The sequence below is a fragment of the Nocardia sp. NPDC057440 genome, from assembly GCF_042802915.1.
GTDB lineage: Bacteria > Actinomycetota > Actinomycetes > Mycobacteriales > Mycobacteriaceae > Nocardia.
In genome coordinates this window covers 68,105-88,247 of the sequence record NZ_JBHVDF010000016.1, presented here as the reverse complement: position 1 = coordinate 88,247, position 20,143 = coordinate 68,105, and the positions used below count along the sequence as shown (strand labels likewise).

Genomic DNA, 20,143 nt, shown 5'->3' with positions numbered 1-20,143 from the left:
TATCCCTCGTCGGCGCGCCCGGCCGAGTCATCGGCTCATCGGACCAACCGGCGGCCGTCACATCCGCTCGCGGTCGAGCCTCTCGTCGAACGCGCCGAGCCTCGACGCGACGCGGGCAGATGCGGAATCAGCGCTACGGCGTGGCCCCGGTGAGTGCGGCTGCCGGATTTCCGTTGGTTGGCTGATGCTCGGTGTTGCGACGCCACACCCGGAAGCGTGGGTAGCGCTCGTCGGTCATGCAAGCCGCACCGGCACGTTTTCTCTCGGTGCCTATGACGGTCGCCGCTGCCTCGTGCACAGGCTCGTTCACGTGCGGTCTGTGCAGGTCGTGGCCTGCGATCGCCGGACGGCTCAGCGCAGCTCCTGGATGCGGACCAGGTTGCCCGCAGGATCGCGGACCGCACAGTCGCGAACCCCGTACGGCTGCTCGGTCGGCTCCTGAACCACCTCGGCGTCGCTGGCCTGCACTCGCTCGAAGGTGCCATCGAGGTCCTTGGTAGCCAGGAGGATGCCGCCGTAGGTGCCCTTGGCCATCATCTCGAGGATGGTGCGGCGCTCGTCGTCGGTGATGCCGGGGTCGACGGCTGGCGGATGCAGGACGATGGAGGTTCCGGGCTGGTCGGCCGGGCCGACGGTGATCCAGCGCAGCCCGTTGTATCCGACGTCTTTGCGGACCTCGAAGCCGAGGGTGTCGCGGTAGAAGGCCAGGGCTGCGTCCGGGTCGTCCTGGGGCAGGAAGCTCGAGTGAATGGTGATGTCCATGGCAATCAGGCTAATTGCGGGTCGGCGACCTGCGCTTCTCGATTCCTGATCGGTCTGGTCACCTGTTTCGCCACGCAGGACGGCATCCCCGCCGTCGCGAGCGCCGCCTCGCGCCGGTAGGTGCTCGGCGACATTCCGACCAGCTCGGTGAAGCGAGTGCTGAAGGTGCCCAGCGACTGGCAGCCGACCGCGAAACAGACCTCGGTGACGCTGAGGTCACCACGACGCAGCAGTGCCATCGCGCGCTCGATACGCCGCGTCATCAGGTAGCCGTACGGCGATTCGCCGTAGGCGAGGCGAAACTGGCGGCTGAGGTGCCCGGCCGACATGTGCGCGTCGCGGGCGAGCGCCTCGACGTCCAGCGGCTGTGTGTACTCCCGGTCCATCCGGTCGCGGACGCGGCGCAGTCGCGCGAGGTCGCGCAGATACTGTTCCGTGGCGGGTTTGCTGGTCATTTCCGCGATCGTCCCACGTCGCGCCGGAGTTGACCAGCGTCGCCGACGTTCCACCACACGCCGCGTCCGCTCTGTCCCGGTCTGCCACGTGCTGCTCTTGGGGGCCGGAGTCGGCGAAGTCTTCGCGTAGTGACAGTGCCGTGTGCGGCGGGATCCAGACGAATCGGTTTCTTGGCAAGTGCTTCCCGGCGGTTCCACCAGGGCAGGGTTGCGCCCGCAACACCGCTCAGCGCCGGATCGGGCGGATCTACTCCTCGCCCCCGGTCTGGCCGGACCTGACGGAGGTCGCCAACGGGAAGGGGCTTGGTGTACCCCTGCTACCGACGGAGGCACGATCCGGCGATGCGGGCGGCTCAGGTGGGTGGGGCCTGCTGTTGGAATACCTCCAGGATCTGTGGCAGCGCGATGGTGGCGGTGCTGCCGTGATCGATATCGCCGAGGTCGAGCAGGGTGGCCTTATCGCTGCGCAGCGCTTGCAGGCAGTGTTCGGAATTGGCGTAGGGGACACTGCGATCACCGGAGGCGGCATAGAGGTGGACCGGGACGCGGGGCGTCCAGTCGCAGGTGCCGTCGGTATCGGCGACGGCGTCGCGTGCGGCTCCGGTGGGGTTGCGTGACCAGGCGATGAACTTGGGCGTCAACAGCTGTTGTGGCGCGGTGAGCAGGGCTGCGCCGATGGCGATTTCGGTGTGGTTGCCGTCGAAGAGCGCCTCTACCTTGGTGGCATACGGTTCCTGGAATGCTTCGGCGGGGCTGTCGTAGAGATGGTGGATGCGGTTCATCGAGGTGAGCCAGTAGGCGAAGTAGAAGACCGCGCTCGCGGGCATAACCTGGCCGTCGAGACCTGCGGGCGTCTGCACATTCTGTACGTCGTAGGGTCCGCTCACCGGCGCCAGCGCCGCGAGCCCGAAGCCGGGGACCTGGCCCGCGTCCAGTGCCTTGCCCAGCGCCGTCGCTGCCTGGCCGCCTTGGGAGAAGCCGGTGACCAGGATGTCGGAGTCGAGTTCGCGTTGCTCACGGGCCGCGACCGTCCGAGCCACACGCAACAGGTCGACCGAGGCGCTGACTTCCGTCGGGGCGTGCGTGTAGGGATGGAACCCCGGACCTTCACCGAGTCCCAAATAGTCCGGCGCGACCGCCGCATAGCCCGCCGCGGCGAACATGATCGTGCGCGCCCGGTCGGGGCGGGTCGTCCCGTTCACCGACGGTGCGTCGCTCTTGAGCGACAGCGTGCCGTGCGCGTAGCTGACCACGCGCAGCCTGCGCGAGTCGGTGCGCGGCAGCACGACCAGGCCACTGGCGGTGGTGGGCCGGCCGCTGGTGTCGATGGTCCGGTACACGACGCGATAGGCGTCGATACCGTTGCGGGCCGAGGTGTTCAGGTACGCGCTGGTGTCGGTTGCCGACAGCTGGGCGACCGGTGTTGCCGAGACGATCTCGCCGCGGGTCGACTGCTCGGTGGGCGTCGAGGTCGCGCGGCTGCCTGCGTCCGGTTCGCCCTCGGCCGCACACGCCGCCGACCCACCCAGCGCTACGATCGCGCCGAGCACCGCGACCGCGCGACGCGTGGATCCCATCATGACCGTGCCCGCCTCTCCTCGGCGAATTCACCGCCTGCACGACGGCATTCGCTGCAATCTGCGCCCGGCTTGCGCGGCATGGGGAACATCCGAACCAAGCCGTCCGTCGACGCTCGTGCGTTGGCCACCGGCCGGCTCGACTTCACCCTGCGCGGCGACCGCACCGTGCTGAGTTCGTTCGCACCGGACTTCTGCGACAACGTCAGTGGCCGTCGGCTGGACATCCTCGACGTCGTTGTCCAGTGGTATGCCACGAGTTTTGCAGACTGCAGTGCGGAATTGCACGAGGTGCTGTCGAGCGAGGGCCGCGTCATGTGTCGTACGCCTGCCGCGGCCGGCACATCCGCATTGGGTTCCCGCGGTGACACGGGGGTCGCACCGATGGAAGACCGGTGGCCTGGAGCAGGTGGACATCTTCCGGATTTCCGACGGGGTTGGTGGTCGAACACTGGGCTGTGCGTGACGACGCCCCGTTGCTGGATTCGGTCGAAGGACAGAAGGCTGTGTGACACGGTGCGTCGCGTGTACTATTCGCCCGAATAAGACCCCACCGCGGGAGCTCGGGCACGGCCGGGCTGAGAGGGCGGACTCGATGTTTCGCCGACCGCATGAACCTGTCCGGGTAATGCCGGCGTAGGGAGTAGTGCTTCGGCATGTCCGCACCGACCCTGGATGAATCCGAACGGCACGAGGCGCCGCTGACCCTCGAGGAGCCCGCACCGAAGGTGCTGTCGTTCTGGGACCAGAGCGCCTTCTGGGCCAATCTCGGCGTCAGCCTCGTCGCGTTCACCGGCGCGTACACGGTGCTGGCTCCGAACACCGAGTACGCGCCGCAGATCTCGATCGCCGCGGGCATCCTCGCGATGATCGTGGGAACTGTCCTCGGCGGTGTGATGCTCGGGCTTGCCGCGGTGCCGGGGGCGCAGACCGGCAAGCCCGCGATGGTGTTGCTGCGTGGCCTGTTCGGCGCGAAGCTCAGCTATCTGCCGACCGTGCTCAATATCGCCCAGCTCATCGGCTGGGGAACCTTCGAGTTGATCGTCATCGGCAATGCTGCCGAAGAGCTGTTCGGCGGCGGTCCGCACTGGCTGTATGTGGTGGTGGCCGGTGTGCTGACGACCGCGCTGACGATCTGGCCGCTCGGCTCGGTCCGGCTGCTGCGCCGGTTCGTGACCGTGGGCGTGGTGATCGCCCTGATCTGGTTCTACATCCAGTTCCTGCACAAGGGTCTGCCCGACCTGACCACCAATCCCGGCCCCACCGGTGCCGGGCCGTTCGGTGTCGACTGGAGTTTGTTCTGGATCGCCACCGATGCGGCGCTGGCCGTGTCGATCTCGTGGGTGCCGGTCGCGGCCGACTACACCCGCCATTCCCGCAGCACCGGCGCCGCCTTCGGCGCGGCCAGCGGGGCGTATGCGATCACCCAGATCGTCGCCTACATCCTCGGCTTGTTCGCGTTGGCCCTTGCGACCGGTGACGGCGGCCAGTACACGCCATTCCTGCAGGTGAGTCTCGGTGCGGTGTTCTTCTTCGTTTTCGTGTTGCGCGAGGCCGATCAGTCCTTCGCCAACGTGTACTCCACGGCTGTGTCCATCCAGAACCTCGCGCCGCGCATCGACCGCCGGGTGCTGTCGATCGGGCTCGGTGCGCTGATCACGGTGCTGGCGCTGCAGCTGAAGATGGAGAACTACTTCGGCTTCCTCGGGTTGATCGGTTCGGTGTTCGTGCCGCTGCTCGGTGTGCTCGTCGCCGACTTCTTCCTGCGGGCGAAGGGGGACTGGAACACCGCACCGGATGCTCCTTCGCGCTGGGGGATGATCGTCGCCTGGCTGGTGGGCCTGTCGGTGTATCAGCTCATCAACCCGGGTGACGCGGGCGTGTGGACCGACTTCTGGGTGAATATCCAGGAGAAGCTGCACTTCACCAAACAGCCGTGGATGAGCGCGTCACTGTTGTCGTTCCTGGCCGCGGTGCTGGTGGCCTGGCTCGTCGGACGGGTCGCGACCGCCCGGAAATCGGCCTGACAGCACCGCGGTTCGCGGACGGGCAGGCTCAGACGATCAAGGTTTGACGGCCTGGTCGGGTACGACGCCAGGCCACCGCAAGAAACACGATCAGACCCAGCAGCGGCAGGGTGCCGATGGTCCAGCTCAGCGGCAGTGGTGGCCCGGGTTGGTCGAGAACTTCGACGCCGTCGAGGGTCCCTTCGCCGGGCCCGAGCGGCCCGTCGATGGTGAAGGCGAATCGGTAGCTGCCGGGGTCGTCGAACGCTTTGACATCCAAGCCCCAGGAATCGCGTTTGCGGGGGTGCCGCACCAGCGGGGCTGCGCGGCGTCCCGGTTTGATCGCGGGGCCGGTCACGCGCAAGGTTCCGGACTTATCGGTGATGCCGCCATCGGGCAGGAACGTGAAGTCCAGGGACTTCATCGCCCGCAGTGGCCAGGTGGAGAACCCGACGGTGAGACTGTACGGGCCGGCCTGGACCCGCTCGGTGTGCACGATGTCGACCGGCGCGTACGCGGCAGCAGGTGCGATCGCGACCAGCGACAGGGTGACAGCGGCCAGTACAGCGACAGTGAGTCTGCGCAGCACGATCATCGGTGGTCCTCCGTCGTGGGAGCGAGTGCCTGCAGCATGGTGGTGAATCGGCCGCCGAGGAACCCGGCGAGCAATCCGAGCGGAATCCCGAGCAGCGTGACCGTCAGGACGTCGGCGAACGCGAGGTGCGACATGGCGTGGGTGAGGTTCATTTGCAGCGGAAAGCTCACCCCGACGATCACGCCGGTCGCGACACCGGCCACCAGCACGATCTTCTTGGCGTCGTAACCGCGGGTGCGCGCCGGCCGGAACAACCCCTCGACGACGACGGCCGCGACGATCAGGAACATCGGCATGATCGCGGGCAGCTGCGGTGGCCGCCCGGTGAGACCGTCGCGCAGCGGCAGCCCGATCGCCGAGGCATAGGTTTCGGCGGCCCACGGCGAGAACCACCAGAGGATCGCCTGCATCGCTCCCAGCGAGCAGGCGATAGCGACGGCGGCGCCGGCGCGGGCGAGCAATGCCGCGCCGAGGATCAGCAGCATCGGCCCGAACAGCACGATCCCGAGGATGGTCGGATCGGCGGGCAGCGCAAGGTTGTTCAACGCGTTGGTGGGGATCGGCGCGAAGGTGATAAGGATCGGGATCGCCACCACGATGCCGATCCGGCCCCAGCGATGGTCGCGATGGGCGGCGAACACGATGATGCTGCCGATCATGGTGAGCGTGATCGACAGGAACAGCGCCACGTGTGAGGGGGTGTTCAGCACCGCGTCGAAGCCGTAGATCGAATGCCACTCCAGATCGAGGAGACCGTAGAGCAGGAACAATGCCGCACCTGCTCCGGCGACCATATAGCCGAGCGGTGCGGTGAGGTTGCTGCCGAACACCCGTATGGGTGTGCCGCCCATCCGGGGTACCGGGCGTCCGGCGCGTTGGGCGGAGGTGGCGATGAGGACCATGGCGAGGCTGGCGAACCCGGAGATGGCGCTGCCGGAGTACAGGAACAGGTGCGGCAGGGTGAAGAAGGTGTCGGGGCCGACTTCGTTGTGCCACTGGATATCCCAGCTCAATCCCACCAGCGTGACAGCGGTGCCGAGTACGACGACCCAGGCGCCGATACGAGCCGCCGTGCCATTGTCGGAGGCAGCGGCGGGTGCGGATGCTGTGGTGGTCACCGCCGGTCCGCCGCGGTCTGCGGACGCGTCGGACGGTGCTCGGGTGCTCATGACGGGCGGTCCTTTCCCTGGTCGTGCTGCGATGGTTGTTCCTGATGCGTGTGCAGTCGGCTCGATCTCAGCCACCGACCCAGACCGGCAGCGTGAGCTGCTCGCCGCCGTCGTGGGTATCGATCGAGAGCCGGAGGTCCCAGGGGCCGGTCATCATCAATGCCACACCCGCCGCATGGAAGTGGCCGGGGCTCGTGGGCGCCGCCGCCACCGGTTGACCGGCGTGGCCCATGATCGGCTGGTTCGCCTGAAGCAGCACTGCGGCATGGTCGATCGGGACACCGGCCCGATCGGTGATCGTGATGTCGATGTCGGTGGTGCCGAGGCGCGGCCTGTCGACGGTGACGGTCACGAGGTGCTGGGGCGTGCCGGTGTTCAGCACCACCGGGGCGGGCGATCGCGGCCAGGCCTGCCACACGAGCGCGACGATGACGGCGACGATGACGACGCCACCACCACCCACGAGAACACCACGCTGCCGCGAACCGTGGCCGCTTACCGGTGCTGCGGCCGTGGCGCTCACCGGTGCGCTCCCGCCGTCGGGGCGGCCGCGACATCGAGCACGATCGGGACGGTGAGCACGGTGTAGTGCCGTTCGACCTGGATCCACAGCCGATATCGGCCCGCGGAGGGGAAGGTGTAGGTGAAAGGGACATCGGGTCCGTAGGCGGCCACGGTTTCATCGGGGGCGCTCTCGCCGTTCACCGGCGCCATCAGCATGGTTCCCCGACCCGCGGTGGCGGCCGCGCCACCCCTCTCGTGCATACCGCTCATCTCCGGCATGTCGGACATACCTGCCATCGATGTCGAGCCCATCGAGTGGGCGTGTCCCCAGATGGGCGAATCCTGTACGGCCGCAGCCATATCGGTGCCATCAGTGTCCGGCAGCGGTCCGGCCATGATCAGGTGCCCGACCATGCCGAGCCACGGTTGCAAGTCGGCGGTGTCGCCGATTTCGACGGTGAGGGTGGTCGGTGTGCCTGCTACCGCTGTTGTTGTTCTGACCGTGATGGGGTTGGCGTCCACCACGGTCGATGCGGTGGTGGTTGCTGCGCCCAGAGACACCGCGGTCGGTGGCGGCACCTGTGCTGTCGCACCCGGTGTGACAGTGAAACCGGTTGCGGCACGCACCATTTGGACCCCGCCGCCGCGGCGGGCCACCTCGGCGGACAGGGCATGATGTCCGGGCTCCGGCGAGGCCAGATGGACTTGATAGCGGCCGGGGGCGATCCGGATCGGGTGCAGATGAGACAGCCTACCGGACGGGCCGACCACCAGCAGATGCATCAGCGCACTGTCGTGCACGAGCAGGTCGTCGACGGGTGCGCCGGTGGCCGCGTCGATCACGAACAGATCGAGGTTGCCCGGCCGACCGGCGGATACCGGGTCGCCTGTCACGGTGAGCAGCACTGGGGGACGGGAGAAGTCCGAGATCAACGGCTGTTTCAAGGCATAGGGATTCTCGAGGTTGTCCACCGTCGGGTCGAGCTGGCTGCCTGGCTGCGGAGGAAGCGGTAGCGACGCCGACAGCAGCGCGGATGTCACCGACACCGCGATCCCGGCCACCATCCCACCGGCCGGAAGCAGCGCCCACCCGCTGCGGCGGGCACGAATCGCCATCAGGATCGACACGGGCAGCAGCACTCCCGCGACCAGGAATCCGCCGTAGACCAGACGCTCCGGCGGTGAGGTGACCTGTGCGGGCACCACGAACGGGATCCGCGCCACGCGCACGCCGTCACCGACAGCCAGCTCCCACGGCCCAGCGCGATCCATTGCCAGTGTGGCCGAGTACATTCCGGGTGTGCCGCCGAGGTCGATCACCGCCCCGGTACTGGGTGCGCCCGGGGCAGGCGCTGCCGGGTGGGCGGCTGCTCCGGTCGGCGTCGCCGCGAGCGTGAGTTGTCCTGCGGCAGTCCCGGTGTGGGTGACGACGTCCACGCGAAGCGGACCGGGCACGCTGGTCACCCGGCGCAGCACGAGGGTCAGTTCGCGATCGCCAAGGCTCTGCGCGACCGACACGTCCGCGCCCGAGGCAGGCGAGTCGGCGAACGCCGGCGCCATCCAGACAGACACGAACAGAGCGCACAGTCCCGCGACGAGCAGGACGCGGCCGCGAACGGCATCGGCGGCAACGGTCACCACCGCCATGGTAGGGGCGGGAATCGGTGAGATCATCACCTTCAGTGGGGATTTGGCCTCCCTCGCCGGAGTGATGCCGTGCTGGGGGAAGTCCCGGATAATCCGACGGCCTGTGGTTGTTCGCGCACCCGGGGTGCGGTCCGGGTTTTGTGTAGGGTTGGGCTGGTGACGGACTCTGCTGTCGGCGATCCCGCCGTGCCGACCCTGTTCGAATGGGCGGGTGGCATGCCGGCCTTCGAGGCGTTGACCACCGCGTTCTACCGCGAGGTCCTGAAGGACGATGTGGTCGGCCCCTTATTCCGCGGTATGGACCCCGGGCATCCGAAGTATGTCGCGATGTGGCTTGCCGAGGTGTTCGGCGGGCCCGAGACCTACAGCGGCGAGCGCGGCGGCTACCACCACATGGTGCGTCAGCACCTCGGCAAAGCCATCACCGAACCGCAGCGTCGTCGCTGGGTGAACCTGCTGATGGATGCCGCCGACGAGGTCGGTCTGCCCGCCGACCCGGAATTCCGCGCCGCGTTCGCCTCCTACATCGAGTGGGGCACCCGTATCGCGCAGACGAACTCGCAGCCAGAGGCGCATCCGCCGCTGGAAGCGCCGATGCCGCATTGGGGCTGGGGCGTCGCGCCGCCGTATCAGCCGTAGGGTCGGTGGCGGGATGCGGTCGACGCCGACGTTCGGTTAACGCTGTTATCGTCGATAGCGCCCATAGCGCCGGGCGGGAGTGGACCGTGCGCTGCACCCTGCGCCAACAAGGATGAATCCTGTTGAAGTACGTTCCGCGTGTTGTTCTGTTCCTGGCGATTCCCGCCGTGCTGTTCCTGCTGCCCTGGTGGACTGTGGTCGAAGCGCCGACCGGCGGCGATGGCCCGCTGTTCTGGCTGGGGTCGGCGGTGTTTCTGCTCGGATTCCTCTGTCTGCCTGCGGCGATGTTCCTCGGGCACGGGCCGGCGCAGTCGGATGCCGCATCCATCGTCGGTGACACGTTGCTCGGTGTGATGTGGGTGGTGTTCAGCTGGTCGGTGATCGGCAACGTTGCCCGGGTCGGGTTGATCGTCGCCGGGGTGGAGGATCCGCAACGGTCGCGCATCGTCGCGGTCGGAGTGCTCGCGGTGGCGGCAGGGTTGACGGTGTGGGGAATCGTCGAGGCGCGGCGGGTGCCTCGGGTGCGCACCCTGGAGGTGTCGATCCCCGGACTCGGGCGCGGGCTCGACGGGCTGCGGATGGTGGTCATCACCGATACCCATTTCGCGGCGCTGGACCGGTTGCGCTGGTCGGAGCGGGTCGTCGAGGTCGTCAACGCGCAGCAGCCCGATATCGCTTGCCACGCAGGTGATCTCGCGGACGGTTCGGTCGCGAAGCGGCGCGCGCAGGTGGATCCGCTCGGCAAGGTGGACGCCGAGCTCGGCAAGTTCTACATCACCGGCAACCACGAATACTTCGGCGATGCGCCCGGCTGGATCGAGCACATGGCCTCGATCGGTTGGCAGCCGCTGCACAATCAGCACGAGACCGTCGGCCGGGGCGGGGACCAACTGGTGATGGCGGGCATCGACGACCCGACCGGTGTCGGGCTCGAAGGCCACGGCCCGAACCTGTCTGCCGCACTCGCGGGCGTGGAACCGAACACACCGATCGTGTTGCTCGCCCATCAGCCCCGCCAGGTCGTCGAAGCCGCCGCCGCGGGGGTCGCGCTGCAGATCTCCGGCCACACCCACGGCGGTCAGATCTGGCCGTTCCACTACCTTGTTCGCCTCGAGCAACCGGTCGTCGCAGGCTTGAGCCGCCATGGCGCGGGCACCCAGCTGTACACGAGCCGCGGCACCGGATTCTGGGGCCCGCAGCTGCGGGTTTTCGCGCCCAGCGAGATCACCGTCCTGGTGTTGCGGTCACCCCAGAGCTGACGGCCTCGGAATCCTGGAACTGTCGGTCAGTGGACGGGATCCGGAATCGCCGAATCGGTCGGATATGGCGAGAGGTCGCTGGACACCCGCGCGTATCCACACCGTGGCGTACCCGAACTGTCCCATAAAGGGCTGACAGGTCCTGGTGCTGTCTCGGCTCAGCGGCGTAGGGCGGTCTCGCGTTGCATACGCGACAGCTTCTCAGGGTTGCGCACGGCGTAGAGCCCGGTGATCAGGCTGTCGTCGATGCGTATCGCCACGATGGTGTCGACCTTGCCGTTGAGCTGGATGATCAGCGCCGGGTGGCCGTTGACTTGCGCCGGCTGCAGCGACGCCGCGGCGGCGATCTTGCCCAGCACGCGAGCCACCAGGTCGGCCCCCACGACTGGCGACAGCGCGGCCTGGACGATTCCGCCACCGTCGCTCAGGAGGACGACATCAGGTGCGAGGATGTCGAGCAGGTTTTGCAGATCGCCCGTTTCGATCGCTCGTTGGAACGCCTCGAGGGCGACTCGGGCCTCGGCCGCGGAAACGACCCCGCGCGGTCGGCGCGCGGCGACGTATGCCCGTGCCCGGTATGCGAGCTGGCGGACCGCGGCCGGGGTCTTGTCGACGGCTTCGGCGATTTCGTCGTACTCCAGATCGAACACCTCGCGCAGCACGAACACCGCCCGCTCGGTCGGCGCGAGCGTCTCCAAAACCAGCAGCATCGCCATCGACACGCTGTCGGCCAGCTCGATGTCCTCTGCCACGTCGGGTGCGGTCAGCAGCGGCTCGGGCAGCCACGGTCCGACGTAGGACTCCTTGCGGCGGCCGAGCGTGCGCAGCCGGTCGAGCGACTGACGGGTGGTGATTCTGACCAGGTATGCGCGCTGATCACGCACGGTGTCGAGGTCGACGCCCGCCCATCGCAGCCAGGTCTCCTGTAGGACGTCTTCGGCGTCGGCGGCCGAGCCGAGCATCTCGTAGGCGACGGTGAACAGCAGGTTGCGGTGGGCGACGAACGCCTCGGTGGCGGGGTCCGGGCGGTCGTCGCGACTGCTGCTCTCGCTTCGATCGCCGGGCGTGGTCTGCGACGTAGCGACCATGGGTGGCTCCTGTTCACTCTCGACTGTGTCACCCACCAGACGCCGGGCCTCGCCGTTTTATAACACCGAGCCGTAGTGGTGCACGTCACGTCAGCGCGCTGTTACAGGGATGCGGTCGCCGCCGTCTCATGTTCGTTCAATTCAGTACCGCGAGTGAGGACCACGTCATGGAACCCCGTTTCAACCTGTCCACCAACGAGCTCGGCGCCAAGATCGGCAAGCGGTTCGCCAACACCAGCCTGGCGATCATGCAGTCGACGCTGCCGAAGTCCACGCTGGAACTGGTGGAGCTGCGCGCCAGCCAGATCAACGGCTGCGGCTGGTGCACCGACGTCCACACCAAGGAGCTCGCGGCCGCCGGTGAAACCGCGGTCCGCATCAACCTGGTCGCCGTCTGGCACGAGTCCACCGTGTTCACCGAGGCCGAGCGGGCCGCGCTCGCACTCGCCGAGGAGGGCACCCGGCTCGCCGATGCCCAGCACGGAGTGTCCGACGAGACCTGGGCCCAGGTGCGCGAGCACTACGACGACGACCAGATCGCCGCGCTGGTCTACCTGGTCGCCATGATCAACGCGGCCAACCGCCTCGGCGTGATAGTGCGCCAGCAAGGAGGGTCCTACGAGCCCGGCATGTTCGACGCCGTGCTCAACTGATCAGCAGGCGGATCCCGGTCCGGCCCAGGATGATTCGATCCGGGCTGGACCTGCGGTCTTGATCGCCTGGGCGCGACCACCCACTTCCATCGCAAAGAGACCCGGGTTGGCAGTCACCACCTTTTGCTCGCGCTCGCGGTGTTCGCCGTCTGGGCCCGATCCGGCCCCTACGCCTGGTGACCGCCACAGCGGGCCACAACATTCCACACCCGGACTAGTCGACCGCGATCACCTCGGCGCCGGTGACCGCGATCAACTCGTCGAAAGTCGTGGGGAAAACGGTGTGCGGGTGTCCGGCGGCGGCCCAGATCTGCTGCTGCTCGGCCAAGGTCTCATCGATCACTGTCCTGATCGGAGCTGGGTGCCCGACCGGGGCGACACCGCCGATGGCCTGGCCGGTGTGCTCGCGAACGAATGCGGCACTCGCGCGAGCGAGTTCGGGGACGCCCAGGTGCGCGGCGACCTTGCCGGTGTCGACCCGATGCGCGCCGCTGGTGAGCACGAGCAGCGGGGTGCCGCCGGTATCGAAGATCAGGCTGTTGGCGATCGCCGCGACCGGGCAACCGAGTTGTTCGGCCGCGGCGACCGCGGTGGGGGCGGTCTCCGGGAGAACCCGAACCACGGGGGTCACTCCGGCCGCGCGCAGGGCGGCCTCGACGGCGAGCACAGTTGGCTTGCGGGCGATCTCGTCCATGGCGGCGATCCTAACCGCGGCCTTCCCGGCCGACCGGGTCAGGCGCAGGCGACCAAGCGGGCCGCGTTGGCGGTTGCGTCGTCGGCGGCCTCGTTGGCCGCCAGTTCGGCCTGGACGCGGTCGCGGTAGCGGGCGACCTCGCGATCGGTGTCGGCGGCGTCCCAGCCGAGGTGGGGGCCGATCAACCAGGCGATCTCCGGCGCGGCGGCCAGGCCGCGGTCCCGGGATTCGATGGAGATGCGGGTGCGACGGGTGAGGACGTCGTCGAGATGCAGCGCACCCTCGTGGGTGACCGCGTAGACGATCTCGGCGGCGAGGTATTCCTCGGCGCCGGTGATCGGCTTGCCGAGGTCGGCGTCGGCGGCGATCAGCTCGAACAGGTCGCAGACGGCGGAGCCATAGCGGCCGAGCAGTCGTTGGACGGTGGTGGTGGACAGTCCGGCTCGCTGTGCCACGCTATGCACGTCGGCGGCCAGTTCCTGGTAGCCGACCGCGCCGAGGAGCGGCAGTTGCGCGGTCACCGACGGCGCGGCCGCGCGACCGAGACCCTCGACCGCGGCGTCGACGACATCGGCGGCCATCACTCGGTAGGTGGTGTATTTGCCGCCCGCGATCACCAGCAGCCCCGGAACCGGTTCGGCGACAGCGTGTTCGCGCGAGAGGGTGGCGGTGTCGCTCGAGGCGCCCGACAGCAGCGGGCGCAGACCGGCATAGGTGCCGACGATGTCGGCGCGGGTCAGCGGCTCGCGCAGGACCGCGTTGACGTGGTCGAGCAGATACTGCACGTCGGCGTTGCTTGCCGAGGGATGATCCTTGTCCAACGCCCAATCGGTGTCGGTGGTGCCGATGATCCAGTGGTTGCCCCACGGAATCACGAACAGCACGCTCTTCTCGGTGCGCATGATCAGCCCGGTATCCAGGTCGAGGCGTTCGCGCGGAACCAGAATGTGCACTCCCTTGGAGGTGCGGACATGAAACGGGAACTCCACGCCGGTCATCTGGTTCATTTCGTCGGTCCATACGCCGGTCGCGCTGATCACGCGGCGGGCGCGCACGGTGTATTCACGGCCGGATTCGAGATCGGTGACGTGCGCGCCGACGACGCGGGCGCCGTCGCGCAGCAGGCCGGTTACCTTGGTGCGGGTCAGTACCGTGGCGCCGTGCTGCGCGGCCGTGCGGGCGATCGTCATGGTGTGGCGGGCGTCGTCGACCTGTGCGTCGAAGTAGCGGATGGCGCCGGTCATCGCGTCGGCACGCAGCGCGGGCGCCAATTCCAGTGCCCGCGTGCGCGACAGATGCCGGTGCATCGGCAGCGCCCGTGCCCCGCCCATCGTGTCGTACAGTGCGACGCCCGCACCGATGTACGCGCGCTCCCACACCCGATGCTGCAGCGGCAGCAGGAACGACACCGGGCGGACCAGGTGCGGCGCCAGTTTGCGCAGTAGAAGACTGCGTTCCTTCAATGCCTCGCGCACCAGCGCGAAGTCGAGCTGCTCGAGATAGCGCAGTCCACCGTGGATGAGTTTGCTCGACCGGCTCGACGTGCCTGCCGCGAAGTCCCTGGCCTCCACAAGGGTCACCGACAGGCCGCGCGCGGCGGCGTCGAGTGCGGCTCCTGCGCCGACGACGCCGCCGCCGATGACGAGGACGTCGATGTCGTGGTCGCCCAATGTGTTCAGCGCGGCAGCGCGGTAGGCGGGGTCCAAACGAGCGGACACAGCGATCTCCTTGTTTCAGTGCTAGTCACTAGTCGATAACGGGTTGTCGAGGCGTCTCAGTCCTCGACGTCGATCCAGTCGAGGGTGCGCGAGACCGCCTTTTTCCAGCGGGCGTAGCCGCGCTCGCGCTGTTGTTCGCTGCCGGTGGGGTTCCAGCGTTTGTCCTCGTGCCAGTTCTGCACGAGTTCGTCTGTGCTGCCCCAGAATCCGACGGCGAGACCGGCGGCGTAGGCGGCGCCGAGCGCGGTCGTCTCGGCGACCATCGGACGCGACACCGCGACGCCGAGGAAGTCGGCCTGCAGCTGCATGCACAGTTCGTTGGCGGTGACGCCGCCGTCGACGCGCAGCACGTCCAGGCGCACCCCCGAGTCGGCCTCCATGGCTTCGACGACGTCGCGTGTCTGGTAGCAGATGGATTCGAGGGTTGCGCGCGCGAGATGGGCGTTGGTGCTGTAGCGCGAGAGGCCGACGATCGCGCCGCGGGCGTCGGATCGCCAGTAGGGTGCGAACAGTCCGGAGAAGGCGGGCACGAAGTACACCCCGCCGTTGTCCTCGGCTTCGCGTGCCAGCGATTCGCTGTGTGCCGCACCGGAAATGATGCCGAGCTGATCACGCAACCACTGCACGGCCGAGCCGGTCACCGCGATCGAGCCTTCCAGCGCGTAGACCGGTTTCTCGGCGCCGAACTGGTAGGCCACGGTGGTGAGCAGCCCGTGCCGGGAGCGCACGATTTCGTGACCGGTGTTGAGCAGCAGGAAGTTTCCGGTGCCGTAGGTGTTCTTCGCTTCGCCGGGACGGAAGCACACCTGCCCGACGGTGGCCGCCTGCTGATCACCGAGGATGCCCGCCAGTGGCACCGCACCGCCGAACGGTCCGTCGATGCGTGTGGTGCCGAACAGCTCGGGGTTGGCGGAGGGGGCTATCGCAGGCAGCATGACGCGCGGAATTCCGAACAGCGACAACAGTTCTTCGTCCCAGTCGAGGGTTTCCAGGCTCATCAGCATGGTGCGAGCGGCGTTGGTGGGATCGGTGACGTGTACGCCGCCGTCGGTGCCGCCGGTGAGGTTCCACAGCAGCCAGGTGTCGGTGGTGCCGAAGATCGCCTCGCCCCGTTCGGCATCGGCCGCGACGCCGGGGACGTTGTCCAGGATCCAGCGCAGCTTGCCGCCGGAGAAGTAGGTGGCGGGTGGCAAACCTGCCTTGCGGCGGATGATTTCGCCGTGGCCTGCGCGTTCGAGCTCGGCGGCGATGCGGTCGGTGCGGGTGTCCTGCCAGACGATGGCGTTGCCGTAGGGGCGGCCGGTCCGGCGATTCCACACCACCGTGGTTTCGCGCTGATTGGTGACCCCGACGGCGGCGAAATCCGCGGCGGTCAGATCTGCCTTGGTGAGGGTGCTCTGAATGACGGCCCTGGTGCGTTCCCAGATCTCGGTGGGATTGTGTTCCACCCAGCCCGGCTGCGGCAGGATCTGTTCGTGCTCGAGCTGGTGGCGGGCAATCTCGTTGCCGCCGTGGTCGAACACCATGAAGCGGGTGCTCGTGGTGCCCTGATCGATGGCGCCGACGTACCGGCTCATGACTGCGCCTCGCCGATGCTCGGCTTCGTCACGCCGAGGGGCGGTGACTCGATGATGCGCTCGCTCATGGCTGCCCTGAGCGCCCACCCCGTATTGGTTGGCAACATATTCGCGACCACACCGACTCCGAGGAGCGCAGGCATTCCCGCGCCGGGTGCTTCCCTCACGAAGATCGAGCCGAAGTTCACCGTTGAGTCTCCGTTCGCCGTGCTCGGTCGCGACCGCGACCGTCGATCCGAGGTTACGGAGGGATTTCGTAATCGGACATACCTCGCGTTCGACAATGCTGAACGATCGAGGTGTCGGCGGGGCGCTGCCGCGGCTACTGTTCGGCCGACGAGGAGGTCGCTATGGCGCAGGTCGCATCGAGTGACGTGAGCGTTGCTCCGCGATTACTGTGCGTTCGACATTGTCGAACCGGAGGGTTCCGGTTAAGTTTCCGGTTATGCCAGGTCCGATCCAATCGATCGAGCGCGCGGCGGCGGTGCTGCGATTGCTCGCTCGCGGTTCCGGCCGCCTCGGCGTCGCCGATATCGCCGGTGCGCTCGGTCTCGCCAAGCCCACCGCGCACGGCATCCTGCGCACCTTGCACGGTGTCGGGTTCGTCGAACAGGACCCGGCCAGCGGCAAATACCAACTCGGCGCGGCAGTGCTGCACCTGGGCACCAGCTACCTCGACGCCAACGAACTGCGTTCACGAGCGATCAACTGGGCCGACGGGCTTGCCGCGCGCACCGGGGAGTCGGTGCGGATCGGGGCCCCGGCCGAGGGAACTGTGGTGGTGGTCCATCACGTCTTCCGGCCCGACAACACCGAACAGGCACTCGAGGTCGGGGAGCTGCTGCCGCCGCATGCGACCGCGCTCGGCAAGGTGCTGCTGGCTTACGACTCCGACCTGGCGGCGGCGGTGCGCGGCAACGACCTGCCCACGCTCACCCGAAGAACGATCGTCGACCGCGTCGCGCTCACCCGGGCGCTCGCCGGGGTACGGCAGGCCGGATGGGCCGGTGACACCGAGGAATTCAGGCCGGGCGAAGCGGGCATCGCGGCGCCGATCCGTGCCCACGGTGGACTCGTGGTCGGCGCCATCGGCATCAGCGGCCCCGTCGACCGGCTCTGCGACTCGCAGCTGCGGCATCGGCCCACGCTGGTGGGTCATGTGCTCGACGCCGCGCACGCCGTGTCGCGTGATCTCGGTGCCGGACACTGACCTCGCCGGACCGGGAGGTTCCTCGACCGCCGTGAGCACGACCCGAATTCGCTGCCCGACCGTGACCCGCGGATGCGGCCACCGATCCCGACAGGAAGTAGCTGCGGATGACACAACGCTTTGTGCTGGCGATCGATCAGGGCACCACCTCCACCCGGTGCATCCTGTTCGATCAGCGAGCCCGCCTTGTCGGTGTCGCGCAGCGTGAACATCAGCAGCACTATCCGCGGCCGGGCTGGGTCGAGCAGGACGCACTGGAGATCTGGCGCAATGTCGACCGCATCGTGCCGCAGGCGCTGCGCGACTCCGGCATCACCGTCGATCAGATCGCCGCCCTCGGCATCGCCAACCAGCGCGAGACCACGGTGGTATGGGATCGCCGCACCGGCATCCCGCTGCGCCGCGCCATCGTCTGGCAGGACGTGCGCACCGAAGAGTTGGTGCACGAACTGGCGGCGAAACCCGGTGCGGACCGGATCCGCGAACTGTGCGGCCTACCCCTGGCCACCTACTTCGCCGCACCCCGGCTGCGCTGGCTGCTCGACACCACGCCCGGTCTGCGCGCGCGGGCCGAACGCGGCGAAGTCCTGTTCGGCACCATGGAATCCTGGCTGATCTGGAACCTCACCGGCGGCGTCGACGGTGGCAGTCACGTCACCGACGTCACCAACGCCAGCCGCACCCTGCTGATGAACCTGGCCACGCTCACCTGGGACGCGGAGCTGCTCGGTTTCTTCGACATCCCCGCGGCGATGCTGCCGCGGATCCAACCCTCGACCGGGGACTACGGCACCACTCGCCGCGTCGTCCCCGGCATTCGCATCGCCGCGGCTCTCGGCGACCAGCACGCGGCCCTGTTCGGCCAAACCTGTTTCGCCCGTGGGGAAACCAAGTGCACCTACGGTACCGGTGGGTTTCTGATGATGAACACCGGCACCGAACTGGTGCAATCCACTCACGGGCTGCTCACCACCATCGGCTATCAGATCGGTCCCGAGCCGGTCTATGCCCTGGAAGGCCCGATCGCGGTCACCGGCTCCCTGGTGCAATGGGTCCGCGACAATATCGGTCTGGTGGCCAGCGCCCCCGAAATCGAAACCCTCGCCCGCACAGTGGAAGACAACGGCGGCTGCTACATCGTCCCCGCCTTCTCCGGTCTCTACGCCCCGCACTGGCGCAGCGACGCCCGCGGCGTCATCGCCGGCCTCACCTCCTACATCACCAAAGGCCATATCGCCCGCGCGGTGCTGGAAGCCACCGCGTGGCAGACTCGCGAAGTGGTCGACGCCATGAACGCCGACTCCGGCCTGCAAGCCAGAACCCTGCGCGTCGACGGCGGCATGACCTCCGACAACCTGCTCATGCAGATCGTCGCCGACGTGCTCGGCATCCCGGTCATGCGCCCCTTCGTCCCCGAAACCGTCTCTCTCGGAGCGGCTTACGCCGCAGGGCTGGCCGTGGGCTACTGGCCGGACCTCGAAGGCCTGCGCAACAACTGGCGCCTGGCCGGACAGTGGATGCCGCAGATGGATCCCGAGCTGCGCGCCGAGGAATACGACAACTGGAAGCGCGCGGTGTCGCTGACCTTCGGCTGGTCGCGTTCGAAACGGGCACGCGACAGCACAAGGCCGGCGTCGTGATCTTGTCCCTGACGAAAAATATTGCTGGACAACAGATTTACCGTTGATACGGCGCTGGCGCGACGAGACGGTCAGAATCAAAGGGTGACCGAATTCCTACTATCACCCGAGCGGCGGGACGAGCTCGCTGCCCTGCTCGGCGATGAAGCGCGGTTTCGGGCCGAGTATCCGACAGTCGCGGACTACCTCGACACGGCTCCGCGCTTGCCGGGCAGCGGTGATGATGAGGCCGATCGTGCGTTCGACATTCGGCTGCTGCACTACATGACCGGTGGGCCTAGCGACAACCCGTATTGGGACATCGTCTCTCCCGCCGTCGCGGACCGGGCGGGGGAGGCGACCGGCAGGGTGGTGAACGGAGGGCGGGACAACGGCAGCGCGCGATTGGGGTACGCACAGACCGTTCTGCAGGCCGCCTACGCCTACGCCATCCCTTCGCCGGAAACCCTGAACTGGATCGCGGAGGCGCGCGAGGGCAGGCGGGTGCTCGAAGTCGGGGCCGGTCGCGGATACTGGGCTGCTCAGATCGCCAAGGGTGGGGGCGAGGTGCTGGCATTCGATTCCGAGCCGCCCGGCGCGCACGACAACGTGTCTTTCCCCGTTGTCGCAGGTCAACCCGCCACCTGGGGTCGGGTCGGCGATCTGGAGGAGTTGTCGGCGCTGCGCGCCGAGGGCGCCGAGGGCGCGGGTGTACTGCTGTTGTGCTGGCCGCCGGGCTGGGGTAACCCGATGGCGTCGGAAGCACTCGCGTCCTACCGGCGGGCAGGCGGTGATCGCGTCATCTATATCGGCGAACCGCGCGGCGGAAAGACAGCGGACGACGCCTTCTTCGAGGCCCTCGACGCCGAGTGGCAACTGCTCGATCAGGATCCGAACTTCGTCGCATGGTGGAACCTCGACGACACCGCGCAGTGCTGGCGCCGGCATTCCTGACTTTCGGCGATTCCGCA

General features: G+C 67.9%; 19 protein-coding genes and 1 riboswitch. Of the genes, 7 read left to right on the top strand and 12 right to left on the bottom strand.

What is annotated here, in order from left to right:
* Window positions 1-351: 351 nt before the first annotated feature.
* The 3 genes from ACFU4Z_RS28445 to ACFU4Z_RS28435 form a co-directional block, all read right to left on the bottom strand.
* A complete protein-coding gene (locus ACFU4Z_RS28445) occupies window positions 352-762 on the bottom strand; it encodes a VOC family protein (protein ID WP_379068659.1) in 411 nt (136 codons plus the stop codon).
* Window positions 763-767: 5 nt separating this feature from the next.
* Window positions 768-1,217 carry a helix-turn-helix transcriptional regulator gene (locus ACFU4Z_RS28440; RefSeq protein ID WP_379068656.1) on the bottom strand — a complete coding sequence of 150 codons (450 nt, stop codon included), beginning with the start codon at window positions 1,215-1,217 and terminating at the stop codon, window positions 768-770.
* A gap of 353 nt (window positions 1,218-1,570) precedes the next feature.
* Window positions 1,571-2,797 carry a hypothetical protein gene (locus tag ACFU4Z_RS28435; protein ID WP_379068653.1) on the bottom strand — a complete coding sequence of 409 codons (1,227 nt, stop codon included), beginning with the start codon at window positions 2,795-2,797 and terminating at the stop codon, window positions 1,571-1,573.
* A gap of 542 nt (window positions 2,798-3,339) precedes the next feature.
* Window positions 3,340-3,456, top strand: a riboswitch (TPP riboswitch).
* Between ACFU4Z_RS28435 and ACFU4Z_RS28430 the strand changes: the two genes are divergently transcribed.
* Window positions 3,451-4,821: a purine-cytosine permease family protein gene (locus ACFU4Z_RS28430; protein ID WP_379068650.1), complete on the top strand. Its 1,371-nt coding sequence runs from the start codon at window positions 3,451-3,453 to the stop codon at window positions 4,819-4,821. Its footprint overlaps the riboswitch before it by 6 nt.
* A gap of 28 nt (window positions 4,822-4,849) precedes the next feature.
* Here ACFU4Z_RS28430 and ACFU4Z_RS28425 read toward each other — a convergent pair whose 3' ends face one another.
* The 4 genes from ACFU4Z_RS28425 to ACFU4Z_RS28410 all read right to left on the bottom strand — a co-directional run bounded on the left by ACFU4Z_RS28425 (window position 4,850) and on the right by ACFU4Z_RS28410 (window position 8,715).
* On the bottom strand, window positions 4,850-5,395 hold the full coding sequence (locus tag ACFU4Z_RS28425; protein WP_379068647.1) for a hypothetical protein: 546 nt from the start codon (window positions 5,393-5,395) through the stop codon (window positions 4,850-4,852).
* On the bottom strand, window positions 5,392-6,564 hold the full coding sequence (locus ACFU4Z_RS28420) for a hypothetical protein (RefSeq protein WP_379068644.1): 1,173 nt from the start codon (window positions 6,562-6,564) through the stop codon (window positions 5,392-5,394). The genes ACFU4Z_RS28425 and ACFU4Z_RS28420 overlap by 4 nt, the downstream gene beginning before the upstream one ends.
* A gap of 67 nt (window positions 6,565-6,631) precedes the next feature.
* The gene (locus ACFU4Z_RS28415; protein WP_379068641.1) at window positions 6,632-7,087 is read right to left on the bottom strand and encodes a FixH family protein; all 456 of its coding nucleotides are present in this window, start codon (window positions 7,085-7,087) and stop codon (window positions 6,632-6,634) included.
* Entirely contained in the window at window positions 7,084-8,715 is a 1,632-nt protein-coding gene (locus ACFU4Z_RS28410; RefSeq protein WP_379068860.1) for a hypothetical protein, read from the bottom strand. Before ACFU4Z_RS28410 ends, ACFU4Z_RS28415 begins: the two co-directional genes overlap by 4 nt.
* Before the next feature lie 156 nt (window positions 8,716-8,871).
* Here ACFU4Z_RS28410 and ACFU4Z_RS28405 point away from each other — a divergent pair, with 156 nt between their 5' ends.
* Together ACFU4Z_RS28405 and ACFU4Z_RS28400 are read left to right on the top strand one after the other, a co-directional pair.
* Window positions 8,872-9,354 (top strand): group II truncated hemoglobin, encoded by a 483-nt coding sequence (locus tag ACFU4Z_RS28405; RefSeq protein WP_379068638.1) that lies wholly within the window; start codon window positions 8,872-8,874, stop codon window positions 9,352-9,354.
* A gap of 122 nt (window positions 9,355-9,476) precedes the next feature.
* Window positions 9,477-10,613 carry a metallophosphoesterase gene (locus tag ACFU4Z_RS28400; protein WP_379068635.1) on the top strand — a complete coding sequence of 379 codons (1,137 nt, stop codon included), beginning with the start codon at window positions 9,477-9,479 and terminating at the stop codon, window positions 10,611-10,613.
* Between the two features lie 158 nt (window positions 10,614-10,771).
* Here the strand turns inward: ACFU4Z_RS28400 and ACFU4Z_RS28395 are convergent, their stop codons facing one another.
* Window positions 10,772-11,701 (bottom strand): RNA polymerase sigma-70 factor, encoded by a 930-nt coding sequence (locus ACFU4Z_RS28395; RefSeq protein WP_379068632.1) that lies wholly within the window; start codon window positions 11,699-11,701, stop codon window positions 10,772-10,774.
* Window positions 11,702-11,868: 167 nt separating this feature from the next.
* Here ACFU4Z_RS28395 and ACFU4Z_RS28390 point away from each other — a divergent pair, with 167 nt between their 5' ends.
* The gene (locus tag ACFU4Z_RS28390) at window positions 11,869-12,354 is read left to right on the top strand and encodes a carboxymuconolactone decarboxylase family protein (RefSeq protein WP_379068629.1); all 486 of its coding nucleotides are present in this window, start codon (window positions 11,869-11,871) and stop codon (window positions 12,352-12,354) included.
* Window positions 12,355-12,568: 214 nt separating this feature from the next.
* Here the strand turns inward: ACFU4Z_RS28390 and ACFU4Z_RS28385 are convergent, their stop codons facing one another.
* Genes ACFU4Z_RS28385 through ACFU4Z_RS28370 form a run of 4 tightly spaced genes read right to left on the bottom strand, consistent with a single transcriptional unit; the run spans window position 12,569 to window position 16,531 of the window.
* Complete coding sequence (locus ACFU4Z_RS28385; RefSeq protein ID WP_379068626.1) at window positions 12,569-13,048, bottom strand: YbaK/EbsC family protein; 480 nt, start codon at window positions 13,046-13,048, stop codon at window positions 12,569-12,571.
* 38 nt (window positions 13,049-13,086) lie between these two features.
* Window positions 13,087-14,766, bottom strand: a complete 1,680-nt coding sequence (gene glpD, locus ACFU4Z_RS28380; RefSeq protein WP_379068623.1) for a glycerol-3-phosphate dehydrogenase — start codon at window positions 14,764-14,766, stop codon at window positions 13,087-13,089.
* Between the two features lie 56 nt (window positions 14,767-14,822).
* A complete protein-coding gene (glpK, locus tag ACFU4Z_RS28375) occupies window positions 14,823-16,343 on the bottom strand; it encodes a glycerol kinase GlpK (RefSeq protein WP_379068621.1) in 1,521 nt (506 codons plus the stop codon).
* A complete protein-coding gene (locus tag ACFU4Z_RS28370; RefSeq protein WP_379068618.1) occupies window positions 16,340-16,531 on the bottom strand; it encodes a hypothetical protein in 192 nt (63 codons plus the stop codon). The genes glpK (ACFU4Z_RS28375) and ACFU4Z_RS28370 overlap by 4 nt, the downstream gene beginning before the upstream one ends.
* A 257-nt stretch (window positions 16,532-16,788) precedes the next feature.
* On the opposite strand from ACFU4Z_RS28370, the gene ACFU4Z_RS28365 reads away from it, so the two are divergent.
* From ACFU4Z_RS28365 to ACFU4Z_RS28355, 3 genes are all read left to right on the top strand, one after another.
* A complete protein-coding gene (locus ACFU4Z_RS28365; protein WP_379068615.1) occupies window positions 16,789-17,553 on the top strand; it encodes an IclR family transcriptional regulator in 765 nt (254 codons plus the stop codon).
* A 107-nt stretch (window positions 17,554-17,660) separates the two neighbouring features.
* The gene (gene glpK, locus ACFU4Z_RS28360) at window positions 17,661-19,193 is read left to right on the top strand and encodes a glycerol kinase GlpK (protein WP_379068612.1); all 1,533 of its coding nucleotides are present in this window, start codon (window positions 17,661-17,663) and stop codon (window positions 19,191-19,193) included.
* A gap of 84 nt (window positions 19,194-19,277) precedes the next feature.
* A complete protein-coding gene (locus ACFU4Z_RS28355) occupies window positions 19,278-20,126 on the top strand; it encodes a hypothetical protein (RefSeq protein ID WP_379068609.1) in 849 nt (282 codons plus the stop codon).
* Window positions 20,127-20,143: the final 17 nt, after the last annotated feature.

Coding starts and splice junctions, on each gene's coding strand:
- ACFU4Z_RS28385 (WP_379068626.1), bottom strand. CDS start 13,048: ATGGACGAGATCGCCCGCAAGCCAACTGTGCTCGCCGTCGAGGCCGCC.
- ACFU4Z_RS28420 (WP_379068644.1), bottom strand. CDS start 6,564: ATGAGCACCCGAGCACCGTCCGACGCGTCCGCAGACCGCGGCGGACCG.
- ACFU4Z_RS28430 (WP_379068650.1), top strand. CDS start 3,451: ATGTCCGCACCGACCCTGGATGAATCCGAACGGCACGAGGCGCCGCTG.
- ACFU4Z_RS28445 (WP_379068659.1), bottom strand. CDS start 762: ATGGACATCACCATTCACTCGAGCTTCCTGCCCCAGGACGACCCGGAC.
- glpK (WP_379068621.1), bottom strand. CDS start 16,343: ATGAGCCGGTACGTCGGCGCCATCGATCAGGGCACCACGAGCACCCGC.
- glpK (WP_379068612.1), top strand. CDS start 17,661: ATGACACAACGCTTTGTGCTGGCGATCGATCAGGGCACCACCTCCACC.
- ACFU4Z_RS28425 (WP_379068647.1), bottom strand. CDS start 5,395: ATGATCGTGCTGCGCAGACTCACTGTCGCTGTACTGGCCGCTGTCACC.
- ACFU4Z_RS28390 (WP_379068629.1), top strand. CDS start 11,869: ATGGAACCCCGTTTCAACCTGTCCACCAACGAGCTCGGCGCCAAGATC.
- ACFU4Z_RS28440 (WP_379068656.1), bottom strand. CDS start 1,217: ATGACCAGCAAACCCGCCACGGAACAGTATCTGCGCGACCTCGCGCGA.
- ACFU4Z_RS28410 (WP_379068860.1), bottom strand. CDS start 8,715: ATGGCGGTGGTGACCGTTGCCGCCGATGCCGTTCGCGGCCGCGTCCTG.
- ACFU4Z_RS28435 (WP_379068653.1), bottom strand. CDS start 2,797: ATGATGGGATCCACGCGTCGCGCGGTCGCGGTGCTCGGCGCGATCGTA.
- ACFU4Z_RS28365 (WP_379068615.1), top strand. CDS start 16,789: ATGCCAGGTCCGATCCAATCGATCGAGCGCGCGGCGGCGGTGCTGCGA.
- ACFU4Z_RS28395 (WP_379068632.1), bottom strand. CDS start 11,701: ATGGTCGCTACGTCGCAGACCACGCCCGGCGATCGAAGCGAGAGCAGC.